The organism is Pseudarthrobacter sp. LT1 (genome assembly GCF_035621795.1).
Lineage (GTDB): Bacteria > Actinomycetota > Actinomycetes > Actinomycetales > Micrococcaceae > Arthrobacter.
Map to the genome: position 1 here is coordinate 4,249,529 of NZ_CP141830.1, position 15,159 is coordinate 4,264,687.

General features: G+C 67.5%; 15 protein-coding genes and 1 riboswitch. Of the genes, 5 read left to right on the forward strand and 10 right to left on the reverse strand.

Translation table 11 applies throughout. The annotated features are described in order from the left end of the window. Positions 1-36 precede the first annotated feature (36 nt). From VIK36_RS20000 to VIK36_RS20015, 4 genes are all read right to left on the reverse strand, one after another. Positions 37-1,560: a UDP-N-acetylglucosamine 1-carboxyvinyltransferase gene (locus VIK36_RS20000; protein ID WP_255173542.1), complete on the reverse strand. Its 1,524-nt coding sequence runs from the start codon at positions 1,558-1,560 to the stop codon at positions 37-39. A 129-nt stretch (positions 1,561-1,689) separates the two neighbouring features. After that, a complete protein-coding gene (locus VIK36_RS20005) occupies positions 1,690-2,490 on the reverse strand; it encodes an energy-coupling factor transporter transmembrane component T (RefSeq protein WP_324643357.1) in 801 nt (266 codons plus the stop codon). Further along, positions 2,487-4,034, reverse strand: coding sequence for an ABC transporter ATP-binding protein (locus tag VIK36_RS20010; protein ID WP_324643359.1), 1,548 nt, complete (start codon positions 4,032-4,034; stop codon positions 2,487-2,489). Before VIK36_RS20010 ends, VIK36_RS20005 begins: the two co-directional genes overlap by 4 nt. Further along, a complete protein-coding gene (locus VIK36_RS20015; RefSeq protein ID WP_324643360.1) occupies positions 4,034-4,657 on the reverse strand; it encodes an ECF transporter S component in 624 nt (207 codons plus the stop codon). The genes VIK36_RS20010 and VIK36_RS20015 overlap by 1 nt, the downstream gene beginning before the upstream one ends. A 67-nt stretch (positions 4,658-4,724) precedes the next feature. After that, a riboswitch (TPP riboswitch) is annotated at positions 4,725-4,865 on the reverse strand. A gap of 85 nt (positions 4,866-4,950) precedes the next feature. Between VIK36_RS20015 and VIK36_RS20020 the strand changes: the two genes are divergently transcribed. From VIK36_RS20020 to VIK36_RS20040, 5 genes are all read left to right on the forward strand, one after another. Continuing rightward, on the forward strand, positions 4,951-5,493 hold the full coding sequence (locus VIK36_RS20020; protein ID WP_255173546.1) for a heme-degrading domain-containing protein: 543 nt from the start codon (positions 4,951-4,953) through the stop codon (positions 5,491-5,493). Between the two features lie 176 nt (positions 5,494-5,669). Further along, positions 5,670-6,725, forward strand: a complete 1,056-nt coding sequence (locus VIK36_RS20025) for an iron-containing redox enzyme family protein (protein WP_255173547.1) — start codon at positions 5,670-5,672, stop codon at positions 6,723-6,725. Positions 6,726-6,760: 35 nt separating this feature from the next. Next, on the forward strand, positions 6,761-7,804 hold the full coding sequence (locus VIK36_RS20030; RefSeq protein ID WP_324643361.1) for a glycosyltransferase family 2 protein: 1,044 nt from the start codon (positions 6,761-6,763) through the stop codon (positions 7,802-7,804). Next, positions 7,801-8,061, forward strand: coding sequence for a CDGSH iron-sulfur domain-containing protein (locus tag VIK36_RS20035; protein ID WP_324643363.1), 261 nt, complete (start codon positions 7,801-7,803; stop codon positions 8,059-8,061). The genes VIK36_RS20030 and VIK36_RS20035 overlap by 4 nt, the downstream gene beginning before the upstream one ends. A 98-nt stretch (positions 8,062-8,159) precedes the next feature. Next, positions 8,160-8,423: a DUF4235 domain-containing protein gene (locus VIK36_RS20040; RefSeq protein ID WP_255173550.1), complete on the forward strand. Its 264-nt coding sequence runs from the start codon at positions 8,160-8,162 to the stop codon at positions 8,421-8,423. A gap of 16 nt (positions 8,424-8,439) precedes the next feature. Here the strand turns inward: VIK36_RS20040 and mnhG are convergent, their stop codons facing one another. From mnhG to VIK36_RS20070, 6 genes are read right to left on the reverse strand one after another with little or no spacing between them, the layout of a single operon-like run. Next, positions 8,440-8,850, reverse strand: a complete 411-nt coding sequence (gene mnhG, locus VIK36_RS20045; protein ID WP_255173551.1) for a monovalent cation/H(+) antiporter subunit G — start codon at positions 8,848-8,850, stop codon at positions 8,440-8,442. Continuing rightward, the gene (locus VIK36_RS20050) at positions 8,840-9,118 is read right to left on the reverse strand and encodes a monovalent cation/H+ antiporter complex subunit F (RefSeq protein ID WP_255173552.1); all 279 of its coding nucleotides are present in this window, start codon (positions 9,116-9,118) and stop codon (positions 8,840-8,842) included. Before VIK36_RS20050 ends, mnhG begins: the two co-directional genes overlap by 11 nt. Continuing rightward, entirely contained in the window at positions 9,115-9,660 is a 546-nt protein-coding gene (locus VIK36_RS20055; RefSeq protein ID WP_324643364.1) for a Na+/H+ antiporter subunit E, read from the reverse strand. Before VIK36_RS20055 ends, VIK36_RS20050 begins: the two co-directional genes overlap by 4 nt. After that, positions 9,657-11,264: a Na+/H+ antiporter subunit D gene (locus tag VIK36_RS20060; RefSeq protein WP_324643365.1), complete on the reverse strand. Its 1,608-nt coding sequence runs from the start codon at positions 11,262-11,264 to the stop codon at positions 9,657-9,659. The genes VIK36_RS20055 and VIK36_RS20060 overlap by 4 nt, the downstream gene beginning before the upstream one ends. Further along, positions 11,261-11,866 carry a Na(+)/H(+) antiporter subunit C gene (locus VIK36_RS20065; protein WP_324643366.1) on the reverse strand — a complete coding sequence of 202 codons (606 nt, stop codon included), beginning with the start codon at positions 11,864-11,866 and terminating at the stop codon, positions 11,261-11,263. Before VIK36_RS20065 ends, VIK36_RS20060 begins: the two co-directional genes overlap by 4 nt. Continuing rightward, positions 11,863-14,964 (reverse strand): Na+/H+ antiporter subunit A, encoded by a 3,102-nt coding sequence (locus tag VIK36_RS20070; protein ID WP_324643367.1) that lies wholly within the window; start codon positions 14,962-14,964, stop codon positions 11,863-11,865. Before VIK36_RS20070 ends, VIK36_RS20065 begins: the two co-directional genes overlap by 4 nt. Positions 14,965-15,159: the final 195 nt, after the last annotated feature.

The following is a 15,159-nucleotide window of genomic DNA, read 5'->3' on the forward strand; positions in this document are numbered from 1 at the left end:
ACCGTGGCCCGCCGTTCATGACGAAGCGTGAATGGGTCAGTCCTGGAAGTACTCCACCTTGGCGCCGATGGTGTTCAGCCGCTCCGCCAGGTCCTCGTAACCACGCTCGATCACATAGATGTTCCGCAGCTCGGACACACCCCGCGCTGCGAGCATGGCCAGCAGGAGGCAGGCGGCAGGCCGGAGCGCGGGCGGGCAGCCCACCTCCGCGGCACGCCACTTGGTGGGCCCGTTGACGTAGATCCGGTGCGGGTCCAGCAGCTGCACCTGCGCGCCGAGCCGGTTCAGCTCCGTCAGGTAGATGGCGCGGTTCTCGTACACCCAGTCGTGGATCATGGTCTGGCCGTGGGCATTCGCAGCGATGACGGCGAAGAACGGCAGGTTGTCGATGTTCAGCCCGGGGAACGGCATGGGATGGATCTTGTCCTCGGGGGCGCGCAGCTCGGACGGCTTGGTGGTCACGTCCACCAGGCGGGTGCGGCCGTTGCGCGCCATGTACTCGCCCGAAACCTCCAGCTTCTGTCCCATCTGGCCCAGCGTGGCCAGTTCGATCTCCATGAATTCGATGGGCACCCGCCGCACGGTGACCTCGGAGTTGGTCACGATGCCGGCCGTGATGAGGCTCATGGCCTCGATGGGGTCCTCGGAGGGGAAGTATTCAATCTCGGCGTCAATTTCCGGCTGCCCGGTGATCTTCAACGTGGTGGTGCCCACGCCCTCAATGGTGACGCCCAGCATCTGCAGGTAGAAGCACAGGTCCTGCACCATGTAGTTGGGGCTGGCGTTGCGGATCACGGTCGTTCCGGCGCGGTGCGCGGCGGCCATGATCGCATTTTCGGTGACGGTGTCCCCGCGTTCGGTGAGGACGAAGGAGCGGTCCCGGGTATCGGCAGGCGGCGCCTGCACGGTGTAGAACCCTGCCGTGGCCTCCACTGACAGGTCGAACTCGCGCAGTGCCTGCATGTGCGGCTCCACGGTCCGGGTGCCCAGGTCGCAGCCGCCGGCGTAGGGAAGCCGGTACTCCCGGGACTCATCCAGCAGGGGGCCCAGCAGCATGATGACGCTGCGGGTCCGGCGTGCCGCGTCCACGTCCATGGCATCCAGGTCCAGGACGGCAGGGCGGCGCAGGCGGAGATCCGTGTCATTGAGCCAGGTGCACTCGACGCCAATGCTGGTCAGCACCTCGACGATGCGGTTGACTTCCTCGATCCGGGCCAGGCGGCGCAGCACGGTGGTGCCCCTGTTGATCAGGCTGGCGCACAGCAGGGCCACGCCGGCGTTTTTGCTGCTGTTGACGTCGACGGCCCCTGACAGGGTGCGGCCGCCTTCCACCCGCAGGTGCGTCATCTGCGGCTTGGCCACGTTCACGATGCTGCGGTCAAAGATGTTTTCCAGCCGCTGGATCATTTTCAGGCTCAAGTTCTGCTTGCCCTGTTCCATCCGGGCCACGGCGCTCTGGCTGGTGCCGAGTTCGGCGGCCAGTTGCCCCTGGGTCCACCCCTTCTCGCTCCGGGCGTCCCTCAGCATGGCGGCAACGTGTTCAGCGGTTTCCTGGGTCATACGGCGAATATATCATAAATGAGTTATCCGGGATCCACCGCAGCTACCTACCGACCCGGAAGGGGATCCCAGGAGGGCGGTACCCATTCGGTGCGATAGGGAGCCCTGCCTGGCCCCCGACCGCATGGCTTAACTCCCCAGCCACACCATATTCCAGGTACCGGCGGTAACAGCTGCGCAAAGTGCGAGCCCGGCCACCAGGACGCCGCCTGCCACCACCCAAAGGTCCAGCGGGCTGAAGGTGGACACCCGGGCCCAGGTCCGCGGGCCGCCGCCAAAACCCCTCGCCTCCATGGTCACCGCGAGCCTCGATGCACGGCGGATGGCCTGGACCAGCAGCCCGAAACTTTGCCCCAGCGTGGCCTTCACCCGCTGGCCCAGGCTGCCGCGGGCACCCACGCCGCGGGCACGCCGCGCCATCCCGATGGTCTGCCATTCCTCGGCCATGAGCCCCACCAAACGCATCGCTGCGAGGGTTCCCAGGACGAACCGGTGCGGCAGGCGTGCCTTCTGCGCGAGCGCGTCGGCGAGGTCGGTCGGATCGGTGCAGCTCATCAGGAGCACTGCCGGGAGGGCGATCGCAAAACCGCGCAACAGGAATCCGATGCCCAGCTGGAGGGACCCCTCGCTCATGGTCCAGATGCCGGCGTCGAGCAGGATCCTGCCGCTGTCCGGTGCCAGGATGGAGGTGCTCCAGCCTCCCACGGCAGCGGCGAGGATCAGCGGCCAGCCGCGCTGCCACAGCAGGGACAAGGTGAGTCCGGCCAGGGGAAACAGCAGAAGTTCGAACACCAGGGCAACGGACGCCGACACCCAGTCGATGGACAGCGCCAGGACGGCCGTGATGAGCAGGACCGCCGCGAACTTGCTCAAAGGGTTCGCGCGGGCAAGGAGGGCGTGGTTGCCGCTCAAGGTGAGTTGCTGCCTCATGGCGCCACCACTTCGGCCGCGGCCATCCGCAGTTCCGCACCACCAAGCGCCTCCATGAATTCGGCATCATGGGTCACGGCAACCACCGCGGTGCCGGCATCAAGGAGCTCGGACAGGAACGATGCCAATTCGGCCCAGGTATTGGCATCCTGGCCGAACGTGGGCTCGTCCAGGATCAGTACCTGGGGGCTGGCGGCCAGGACGGTGGCAACGGACAAGCGCCGCTTCTCACCGCCGGAGAGCGTGTAGGGGTTGGCATCCACCAGCTGGGTAAGCCGCAGCCGCTCCAGCAGTTCCTCAACCCGGTCCTCGCCGTGCCCCAGGTGCCGGGGCCCGAAGAGCAGCTCGTCGAGCACTTTTCCGGTGACGAACTGGTGCTCCGGCTCCTGGAATACGGTGCCCACCCGCGAAATCAGCTGCTCGGCCTTCCACTTGTAGGGATCGATGCCGGCACCGCGGCTGAGGTCCAGCGTCGCGGACACTTTTCCGGACACCGGCTCCAGCAGCCCGGCGAGGGTCAGCGCGAACGTGGACTTGCCGGCACCGTTGGCGCCGGTGATGGCAAGGGCCTGCCCGGCGCGGACCTGCGCGGCCACGCCTTCCTGGACCGGGACAGGCAGGATCTTCCGGAAGCCTTTGCGGCGGGGGCGTTCGCGGGAGACGCCCAGCTGCTCTGCGGCCAGCAGGAGGCTGCCTGCGCCGGGAGCCGGGACGGCGGCGCGGGCACGTGTGGCCGGCACGTACCCGGGTACCCAGACGCCCGCTGCGGCGAGCATGCTCCGCGCCTCCGTAAGTACTCGGTCCGGCGGCCCGTCCAGGAGCACTGCAGGATCGGCGGCGGAGCCCGGCTGCAGGACCACGATCCGGTCCACCAGGTCCTTCCAGACGGACACCCGGTGCTCCACCACCACCAGCGTCGCCCCGGTTTTGTCCAGGGAGCGGGCCACGGCGTCGCGGACCTCCAGCACGCCGTCCGGGTCCAGGTTGGCGGTGGGCTCGTCCAGCAGGATCAGTCCGGGACGCATCGCCAGGATGCCCGCCAGCGCCAGGCGCTGCTTTTGGCCGCCGGACAGGGCCGACGTCGGGTGGTCCAGCGGGAGGTGGGCGAGCCCGACGTCGGCAAGTGCCTCGTGAACGCGCGGCCAGATGGCGTCGCGGGGCACCGCAAGGTTTTCGGCGCCGAAGGCGACGTCGTCCCCCACCCGCGACAGGACCACCTGGGTCTCCGGGTCCTGCTGCATGAGACCGGCACGGCCGCGCCGTGCCCGGGGCGGGGCTCCGTCCACCAGCAGCGAACCGGACTCGTCGGCGTCGCCTGCCTCGCCGTCGTCGTTGATGTCTCCCAGGACGCCGGCCAGGGCGTGCAGCAGGGTGGACTTCCCGGCGCCGGAAGGCCCCAGCAGGAGCACCCGCTCCCCGGGGGCGATGTCCAGGTCAAGGCCGTGGACGGCGGGCTTGGCCCTTCCGGCGTGCCGCCAGCCCCAGCCGCGGGCGGCGATGGCGGCAGGCCGGACCGTGCCGGAGGCGTCCTGGGAGGATGCCATCAGGAGAAGACGGGCTCCGTGGCAGCCTTGCGGGACGCGAAGGAGCCCAGCACGCCGGTGCGGGCCAGGCCGCGGGTGGCAAGCCAGGACAAAGCGCCAGCCAGGATGGCCCCGGAAAGGGTGGTCAGCACGATGTAGGCGAGCTTGTCCGCGCCGGAGTAGGCAATGTTCCAGCCCCACGGCGCAAACGAGTCATTCAGTCCGCAGAAGAACCCTGCCGCGGCGCCGGCCAGCAGCGATACGGGCAGGTTGAACTTGCGGTAGACGAAGATCGCGAAAATGATTTCCGCGCCCAGGCCCTGGATGAAACCCGAGAAGAGGACCGAGGCGCCGTACTGGGAACCCATCAGCAGTTCGCCGGTTGCGGCTACAGTCTCGCAGAACAGGGCGGCTCCGGGCTTGCGGATGATGAGCATGCCCAGCACCCCGGGAATCATCCAGCCGCCGGCGAGCAGTCCGGTCAGGGGCGGGTAGGCGGCGTTCATGGGGGCGGACAGTGCGGCGGCACCCTGGTCCCATGCCCAGAAGATGACGCCGCCCGCGATGGCCACCAGCGCGGCGACGACGATGTCCACGACGCGCCAGGACTTACTGGTGGTCTTCTTGATTGCTGCAGTGCTCATGTGATCCTCCTGGGAAACAGGAGGGGAAAGTGGACCCGGGTGCAGGCCTGTGGCCGTGCATCCGCGACACTTTGAGAACTCGACTCCCTTGCGCCGGTACTAACCGGATCAGGTTCGAGGGTCTGCGGCTGTCCGCACTCTCAGCGCCCACCTGCGGTGCCCGGCCTGTGCCAGGATGCCCGACGGCGGCGCTCCCCTGTCGTTTTTAGTGTTGCTTGTGGTTGGGTAACGCTGTCTATTTTGCCCAGTTGGGCGTGGTCAAGTTTACACCTGGCAGGAGTAGATTGAGGGCCATGACCGCCAATCCACCGGATGTAACCGGGTTCGATCCTGATTCCAGCGACGCCCAGCCGGAGGGCTCACTGGAGGCGCAGATTGCCCGCATCGAGGCAGAGGTCCGTGAGCTCCAGTTCCCCGGCTTCTCGCTGGATGATTCGTTGAACCTGGGCCTGCTCCTCGTTGAACTGGGCAAGGAGCGGTCATTGCCCATCGCCATCGACATCGCCAAGGGTGACCAGGTGCTGTTCCATGTCGCACTTCCGGGCGCCACGCCCGACAACGGCCACTGGATCCGGGCCAAGCAGCGCACTGCCCTGCGGTACGAGGTGCCCTCCCTCCTGGTGGGACTGCGCGGCCGGCTGGGCGGCGGCCGGATCGAGGACAACGCCTGGTTCGACCAGTCCCGCTATGCGGCACACGGGGGCGCGTTTCCGATCCAGGTCACGGGCGTTGGTGTGGTGGCTTCCGTGGCGGTGTCCGGCTTGCCGCAGCTTCAGGACCACGAACTGGCGGTGGAGGCACTGCGCGACATCCTGGGTTCGGCTCTGGACGAGTAGCGCCGGCTGACCCGGCGCAGCGGGACACGCACCGGTACTTGCCAAGCGGCCCCGGGCTGCTTAGCTTTTATTAGTAATCATGCTTACTATGTTGTCCCCCGGGGTACGACCACCACAGGGAATGGGAGCACCATCGGCGGCCGTTCCCCGAACCGGCGCGGCAACCAAGGAGCACCGTGAGAATCCCGGACACCAGAGGTCCCATCAGCAGCGCCCTCTTTGCGGCCCTGTCCAAGGCCCCTGATGCTGCCACTCCGGAGCTGGACGGGCTGTACCGGCTGGTGGCGGCGCAGGTGGCGGGTACCGGTGACATCATTGCCGACGAAGACATCCAGCTGTCACTCTTTTGCCTGTACGAACTGCACTACTCGGGCCTGGACGGGGTCAGCGACGCTTGGGAGTGGGAACCGGCCCTGATCAGGGTCCGGCGACTGATCGAAGAACCCTTTGAAGCCGCCCTTCGCGCCGCCGCACGCCAAACCGCCGGTAATGTCGAACTGCCCGCCGGGATTGCCATGACCAGCGATGCCGTGGCCGACGTCCTTTTCGGCCTCGCCGCTATGGACACCGGCCCGAGCGTTTCCCGCTTCGTGGCACGGAAGGCAAGCCTGGAGCAGCTCAAAGAGTTCCTGATCCACAAATCCGTGTACCAGTTGAAGGAAGCGGATCCGCACACCTGGGCCATTCCGCGGCTATCCGGCCGGGCCAAGGCTGCCCTCGTGGAAATCCAGGCCGACGAATACGGCGGCGGCAGGCCGGAGCGGATGCACAGTGCGCTGTTTGCCCGGACCATGCGCGGGCTGGGCCTGGACGACAGGTACGGCGCCTACATCGATACCATCCCCGCCGTCTCCCTCGCGTCCGTGAACCTCATGTCGCTGTGCGGCCTGAACCGGCGGCTGCGCGGGGCCATCACCGGCCACCTGGCCATGTACGAAATGACCTCTTCCCAGCCCAACCGTTTCTACGGCAACGGATTCCGCCGGCATGGTTTCGCCGCAGACGTCACCCACTATTTCGATGAGCACGTGGAAGCCGACGCGGTGCATGAACAGATTGCCGGGCGGGACCTTGCCGGCGGCCTGGTTGAGGCTGAGCCTGGCCTCCTTGAGGACGTCCTGTTCGGTGCCACGGCCGTTATGGCCATCGACAGCCGCGTCTCCGGCCACTTGATGTCCTCCTGGGAAGCCGGGCAAACCTCGCTTCGGGCGGCCGTGCCGGCGGCAGCGTGACAGGCTGGTCCCCCGCGGAGGCGTCCCCGGGTTTTGTGGCACACGACGCGGAATACGTCCTTCCCCTGCGCTGGACCGGGGACTCGGGCCTCGCCGAGTTGTCGGGTTACCTTCACCGCTTGGTGGGCTGGATGCCCGTCATAGTAGTGGACGGGTCCGAGGAAAACCTCTTCGACCGCCACCGTGCCGCGTTTCCCGGCGGGGTCCGCCACATCCGCCCGGACCTGGCCGGCCGCACCGGCACCGGCAACGGCAAGGTGGCAGGGGTGATGACCGGTGCCAGCACCTCACGTGCGGAGTTCCTCGTCATCGCCGACGACGACGTCCGCTACACGCGCGAGTCCCTCGCCGCCGTCGTGCACTATCTCAAGTCCGCGGACGTGGTGCGGCCGCAAAACTACTTCGCTCCCCTTCCCTGGCACGCCCGCTGGGATACGGCCAGGACGCTGCTCAACCGCGCCTGGTCTGCCGACTACCCGGGGACGCTCGGGGTACGCCGGAGCGCCCTACTGGCCACCGGGGGCTACGCAGGCGTGCTGTTTGAAAACCTGGAGCTCATCCGGACCATCAAGGCGGCCGGCGGAAGCGAGCGGATCCTTCCGGACCTGTTCGTGGCACGCCGGCCGCCAACTGCCCGGCACTTCCTGCGCCAGCGTGTGCGGCAGGCCTACGACGACTTGGCCCAGCCGCGGCGGCTGGCCGCGGAGCTTGCCCTGCTGCCTGCAGCCGCCGGCGCCGCCCTCCTCCCTGCAAGGGCACGGCGGGCGGCCATCGCGTTGCTCGCCGGAGCAGCTGTGGCCTGCGCAGAAATCGGACGACGACGGCACAACGGGAGCGCCGTCTTTCCCGCCTCGGCAGCATGGTTTGCGCCCTTCTGGGCAGCTGAGCGGGCGGTCTGCGTGTGGCTTGCGCTTGCTTTCAGGTGGAGCGGCGGCATGCCGTATGCAGGCAGAAAGCTCAGGACCGCGGCGCACTCCGAGGCAAAGCTCCTGCTGCTCCACGGCGGCAAGCTCCCACACAACCCAGCAGGCCAGGAAGCCAGAAAGCCGGAAACGACGATGAATGCGGTGCAGGCATGAACCCCGAACAGCATGGAACACCAACAGACGCGGACCAGGAATCCGCCGCCAGCTCGATCGTGGTGTGCCCCGATGGTCCCCTCATTGTCAGGGGTGAGTTCGAAATCGTTACCCCTTCCGGCGACGCCGTGCCCAGGGAGCGGAGGACCGTCGCCTTGTGCCGGTGCGGGGCCTCCGCCATCAAGCCCTATTGCGACGGCACGCACAAGATGATCAAGTTCCGCTCCGAACCCCCGGCCGGGAAGCCCCCTGCCTGATCCCCAAAGCCGGCCGCCGGCCACGCCCTGCCCGGACCAGCCCGGGTGTGAGGCTAGGCTGGGGGCAGTCCGTTTTCCGCCCGCAAGGAGTACCAGCAATGAACCTTCTCATCAAACTGCTCGGGACCGCCGTGAGCCTCGGCGCAGGCCTGGCCGGCACCAAGCTGGTTAACACCATCTGGGAAAAGACCACGGGGCAGAAAGCACCCACCGGCAAGAACGAGGACGTCCCCACCAGCCTCCGCTCTGCTTTGACCTTCGCGCTGATCTCAGCGTCTGTGAGTGCCATCATCCAGGTCCTGGCAAACCGCGGCACCCAGCGCGCCATCACCCGGTTCGCCAAGAGCCAGGACATCGTCTAGCTGCCCCGGGCGCCGCTTAGCGCTGCCGGCCGTCGTCGGGACTGTCTTTCAGGGCAGTCTCGGCGGCGGCTTTTTGCACCACGGCTTCCAGCTCGTCGGCTGTGAGCAGCTCCCGGTGCAGGTGCTTGGTGCGGTAGCCGGCCCGGCCCACCATGTGGGCGGACACGGGCACCGTGAGCAGCTGGAAGATCCACGCCACCACCAGGACCGGCCACACCCACCAGGTCCGCATCTGCAGCCCGATGGCGGCCAGCAGCAGGAACAGGCCCAGGACCTGGGGTTTGGTGGCGGCATGCATCCGGCTCAGCAGGTCCGGGAAGCGCAGCAGGCCAATCGCCGCGCCCAGGGACATGAGCGCCCCCACCACCATGAACACGGCGGAGACAGTGTCGATCCAGGCGTCCGGCCCGGAGAAGTCAGGATTCATTGGGCTTCACCCTCCGGTCCGCCACGAACCGGGCCACCGTCACGGACCCGATGAACCCGATGATGGAGATGGCCACCACCAGCATCAGGTTGTTCAGGTGCCGGTTGACGGCCATGTCGATGCACAGCGCCCCGCCCAGGATGGCGAGCAGCACGTCGGTGGCCAGCACCCGGTCCAGCAGCGAGGGGCCACGGGCAATCCGGATGATGGCGCCGGCCGCTGCCAGCGAGAAAATGACGGCTGTAACGGCAAGGACAACGTTCATCATGTGGTGGCCTCCATTTGCACTTCTTCGAGTTCCTCGCGGCTGCCCATGATGCGGATCAGGCCGGCTTCAATGGAGCGGACTTCGTTCCGCAGGCCCTCCACGTCCTGTTTGGAGGTGATGTTGAGGGCGTGCAGGTACAGGGTGGACGTGGAGCGGTCCACCTCCACCACCAGCGAGCCCGGGATCAGGGAGATCACATGTCCGGTGGCGGTGACAATCAGGTCCTGGCGGCTCCTCAGCTTCACTGCGACGACGGCGTTGGTCACCTTGGGTCCACGGGCCGTCGCCAGGTACAGCACCTGGGCGCTGGCCACCACCACTTTGCCCACGAAGGCCAGCGCGAAGGGCACGGCGTAAAGGATGTTGAAACGGCCGCTGAGTTCCACCGGCGGCAGGTAGAAGAGCCGGGCCACGCCCACGGCCAGGAGGGCACCGAACAACAGGTTGCCGGGGCTGAAATCCTGCCACAGGGCACCCCAGATGATCACCAGCCAGACCAGCAGGGGCAATTCCTGGCGCAGCGAAATGCGCTTGCGGCTCATCGCCCTCCTCCCCCGGCAGTTGCGCCCGGGACCGGCGTACCGTCGCCCAGCACCGCCTCGATGTACGGCGACCGGTCCAGCATGTCCCGGGCGGCCCGGTCCGACAGGCCGAACAGCGGTCCGGCAAAGACGGTCAGGGCAACGCCGAGCACCACCAGGCCCGCTGTCGGGCCCACCATGGTGCGCGGCAGGAGCGTCACGGTGTTGTTGACCTTGGCGCCTGGACCGGAAACCCTGGCCGCAGGAGGGGCAAGGAGCACCGGGTCCGGGTGCTCGGCGTCGGTGGGGCGGCGCCAGAAGGCGCGGTTCCATACCCTGGCGATGGCCAGCAGGGTCAGGAGGCTGGTCACCACCCCGCCAATCACCAGCGCGTAGGCCAGTGGTGTGCCCAGCTGGACGCCGGCCTGCAGCAGCCCCACCTTGCCAAGGAACCCGGAGAACGGCGGGATGCCGGCGAGGTTCATGCCGGGAATGAAGAACAGCAGGGCCAGCATGGGCGAGAGCTTTGCGAGGCCGCCCAGCCGGTCCACGGACGAGCTGCCGCCGCGGCGCTCGATCAGGCCGGTCACCATGAAGAGGCTGGTCTGGATGGTGATGTGGTGCGCCACGTAGAAGACCGCCGCTGCCAGTCCCACCGCGGAGGACATGGCCAGCCCGAACACCATGTAGCCGATGTGGCTGACCAGGGTGAACGAGAGGAGCCTCTTGATGTCGCTTTGGGCCAGGGCACCCAGGATGCCCACCACCATGGTCAGCAGCGCCACCACCATCAGGGGCGTGTTCAACGTGTCGCCGGGGAACAGCAGCGTCTCGGTCCGGACCATCGCGTAGACGCCCACCTTGGTCAGCAGGCCGGCGAACACGGCGGTGACCGGCGCGGGCGCCGTGGGGTAGGAGTCGGGGAGCCAGAAGGACAGGGGGAAAACGGCGGCCTTGATGCCGAAGGCCACCAGGAGCATCACATGCAGCAGGGTTTTGGTGCCCTGGTCCAGTTCGCCCAGCTTGATGGCCAGGTCCGCCATGTTCACCGTTCCGGTGGCTCCGTAGACCATGGCGATGGCAATCAGGAACAGCACGGAGGACACCACGGACACCACCACGTAGGTGACGCCGGCGCGGATGCGCGGCCCGGTGCCGCCCAGGGTCATCAACACGTAGCTTGCGGTCAGCAGGATCTCGAAGCCGACGTAGAGGTTGAACAGGTCACCGGACAGGAACGCGTTGGACACCCCTGCCACCAGGATCAGGTACGTGGGGTGGAAGATCGAGACCGGTGCGTCGTGGTCGCCGTCTGCCATGCCCTGCCCTGTGGCGTAGACCAGCACGGCCAGGCTCACGGCGGAGGACACCACCAGCATCAGGGAGGAAAACTGGTCCACCACCATGACGATGCCAAACGGAGGGATCCAGCCTCCGATGGTCACCGCGGCGGTGCCGCCGTTCCACGCGGAGGCCAGCAGGAGGCATTCGAGCGCCAGGGTCAGCGACAGCAGGCCGATGCTCACCGCGCGCTGCGCCCTGGAGTGCCGGATCAGCAGGAAGGTCAGGGCGGCGCCCAGGATGGGAAGTACGACGGCGAGCGGGGCAAAGCTTGCGATGTTCACTTTCCGCCTCCTTCCGGGCTGGGGTCAACGTTGAGTGAGCCGGGCTTTTCCTCCGCGGCAGCGTGTTCTGCGGGCATTTCCCGGCCGCCGGCCACCAGCGTGGCCACCGGCTGGTCCGTTTCCTGGCCGGCGTCCGCTCCGGAGGGTCCGTGGTCTGACACGTTCCGGCCGTCGGAACCGAGCATGGTGAGCGGGAATTCGGACGTTTCCGCCGGGACTTCGGCGTCGTCCTCCGCATCGAAGCTGGGGGTCTCCGCCACCCTGAGGTCCTCCACGTCATCCTGGATGTCGTCCTGGCGTGCCAGCACCCACGTGCGGTAGATGATGCCCAGCATGAATGCCGTGACGGCGAAGGAAATCACGATCGACGTCAGGATCAGGGCCTGCGGCAGTGGATCGTTGTAGTCCTGGGCGGGTGTGTCCTTGGTGAACAGCGGCGCCAGCCCTGCATATCCCCCGGTGGCCAGGATCAGCAGGTTGGTGGCGTTGGCCAGCAGCATCAGCCCCAGCAGCACCCGCGTCAGGCTGCGTTCCAGGATCAGGTAGATGCCGCAGGCGTACAGCGCTCCCATGACAATCAGCAGGGTCAGGTTGACGCTCATGCGCGGCCCTTTGCGGTGGTCTCTGCAGGAACCCCGTCCGGTTCCTGGTCCAGGCGGGGTCCTTGGTCTTCCCCGGCCCGGTCCGGCTTCCGGCCCTGGCCGTGGTCCGGTTCCTGCTCCTGGCCCGGTTCCTGGTCCTCGCTGCCGGGCGCGGACTGGTCCTCCAGGTGTTCATCGATCTCGGCTCCAAGGCTGCGCAGCACGTCCAGCACCAGGCCCACCACCACGATGTAGACACCGATATCGAAGATGGTGGAGGTGACGAACTTGATGTCCCCAAACACCGGCAGCCACACCTGGATGATGGCGGACTGGAAGACCTGGCCGCCCAGCAGCAGGGGCATCACTCCGGAGGCGGCCGCCAGGGCCAGGCCAATGCCCAGCAGCGCGCCGGCACTCAGGGGCGCCGCCTCCCGCAGCTCGAACCGGCCACCCGCCAGGTAGCGGATGGTCAGGGCCAGTCCCGCGGTGAGGCCGCCGGCGAATCCTCCGCCCGGCAGGTTGTGGCCGGCCAGCAACAGGTACAGCGAGAAGATGATCATGGAGTGGAAGATCAGCCGGGCGACCACCTCGAAGATGATGGAGCGGCGCTCCGGAGCCAAGGTCCGCCCTGCCACGATCCAGGGGTCCCGGGTGGAGGCTGCGAACTTCCGGCTGATGGCCAGCGCCGCCGCGTCCCGGGAGCCTGGGTCAACACCGGGGTGGCGTCCCACCGTGCCTGCTGCAACGGTGGCGGACGCCTGCAGCCTGTCGCCCCGGCCGCGGACGAAGATCAGGCTTGCCACGCCGGTGGCGGCCAGCGCCAGGACGCTGATCTCGCCGAACGTGTCCCAGGCGCGGATGTCCACCAGGGTCACGTTGACCACGTTCAGGCCGCCGCCGCCTTCATAGGCGAGCTGCGGAAACTGCAGGGACACGGGGATGGCGGTCCGGGCGCCCATGGCGAAAATCGCGGCGAACACCATGGTCACGCCGAAGCCCAAGCCGATGATCACCCGCAGGACCCGGTATTTTCCGCCGGTGCGGTCCCGCAGTTCGGGCGCCAGCCTGCGCATGGCCAGGACAAAGGCCACCAGGATGATGGTTTCCACCAGCATCTGGGTCAGGGCCAGATCCGGGGCACCCTGCAGGGCGAATACCAGCGCGATGCCGTACCCGGTGACGGACACCATGAGCACGGCAAGGAAACGTTTGTTGGCCTTGACGGCAGCCAGGGCGCCGATGACGATGCCCACCCCGGCCACCAGCTGCAGCGGCGAATTGGGGTCCACAAGGTAGATGTCCTGCGGCAGGGCGTTGCCGCCAAGCAGGATCGCGGCCAGCGGCAGGACGAACGCCACGCTCAGGATGACCGCGAGGTAGAAGTACAGTGAACCGCGCTGGGTCCGGCCGGTAATCCAGACGGCCGCGTCGTCCAGCGCGCCGATGGTCAGCTGGTAGGCGCGGTCGGCGTCCACCCAGGCCGGGACCAGGGACTGGGCCCGGGCCACTGCGTTGCGGCCAAAGTACATGGCAAGGCCCAGGGCGAAGGTGACGGCCGTCAGCCCCAGTGCGGGGGTGACGCCATGCCACAGCGCAAGGTGGCCCGCCTGCGCTGCCGCAGTGCCGGCGTCGGGCGCTGTGGAAGCGAACAGCGCGGCGTACGGCTGGATCCAGGCGTCCACCGGAACCGGCCAAAGCCCATAGGCGATGGTCAGGAGGCTGAGGACCGCGGGGGCGGCCAGGAAGGAAGGCCTGATGGCCTTGAACGGGGTGGGGTCCACGCCGGGCTTGACCGCGAATGCGCCCCACATGAAGCGGGCACTGTAGGCGAAAGTGAGGATCGAGCCCACCACTGTTCCCACCAGGACCAGCACGCCCCACGGCCCGGCGTGCGGGCCCGTGGCGTGGTGCACGAATGCCTCCAGCACCGATTCCTTGGCCACAAAGCCTGCCAGCAGCGGAACGCCCGCCATGGACGCAGCCCCGATGCCGGCCACAATGCCAAGGGCCCGGGAAGAGCGGAAGACGCCGGACAGTTTACGCACGTCGCGGGTCCCGGACTGGTGGTCGATGATGCCCACCACCAGGAACAGCGTGGCCTTGAACAGGCCGTGTGCCAGCAGCATGGCCAGGCCCGCCAGCGCGGCGTCGGGCGTTCCCAGGCCCACCACCATGGTCAGGAAGCCCAGCTGGCTGACGGTGCCGTAGGCCAGGATCAGCTTGATGTCGGTTTGCCGCAGCGCCCGGTAGCCGCCCACCAGCATGGTGGCCAGGCCCAGCCCCAGGACCACGGGCTGCCAGAACGCCGTCTCCGAGAATCCGGGGGAAAGCCGCGCCACCAGGTAGATGCCTGCCTTCACCATCGCCGCCGCGTGCAGGTAGGCGCTGACGGGGGTGGGGGCCGCCATGGCGCCGGGGAGCCAGAAGTGGAAGGGGACCAGCGCTGATTTGGTGATGGCACCGACCAGGATGAGGACGACGGCGGCGCTTACCATGGTGCCCGCCGTCCCGCCGGCCAGCGCCGGGGCCTGCTCCAGGATGGCGGAGATGCTGTAGGTGCCGGCGGCATTGCCCAGCATGATCAGGCCCACCAGCATGGCAAGGCCGCCGGCGGTGGTGACCATCAACGCCTGAAGGGCGGAGCGGCGGGCCGCAAGCCGGGTCCGGGCAAAGCCGATCAGCAGGTAGGACAGGATGGTGGTCAGTTCCCAGAAGATGAACAGCAGCAGGAGGTCATCCGCGGTGACCAGGCCGAACATGGCACCGGCGAACGCCAGCAGCTGGGCACCAAAGGCGCCCAGGTCCTGGTCCTTCCGCTTGAAGTAGCGCGCGCAGTAGACCAGCACCAGCGAACCCACGCCGAGCACCAGCAGGGACATCACCCAGGCCAGGGCGTCCATACGGAACGCCAGCGCCAGGTGGAGGCTGGGGACCCATTCAAAGACCTCAGTGACGGCACCCGGTCCGGAGTAGATGGGATTGTGCTGGAACATCAGCCAGCCAAAGGAAACCGCCGGGACTGCAGCCAACGCGTAGAAGGCGTTGCGGCCCCAGACCCTGAAGAGGAAGGGCGCGAGGACAGCCACCGAAAAGTGCACGGCAAGGGCTGTGATCACTGTATTCTCCGCAACGTCAGGGATTCGATTGTCAAAAGTTGGAGCAGGCGGCAAAAAGTAAGGTTCGGGAGGGTTCAGTTTACCAAGGCCGGTCCGGTAACCTTGGCGGTTTTGCATACACCTGAAGCCTGAATCCCCGGCGACAAGGGCCCTCGCTCCCGTGGGTGTTCGCCACGGGCGGATACGATGCATCCT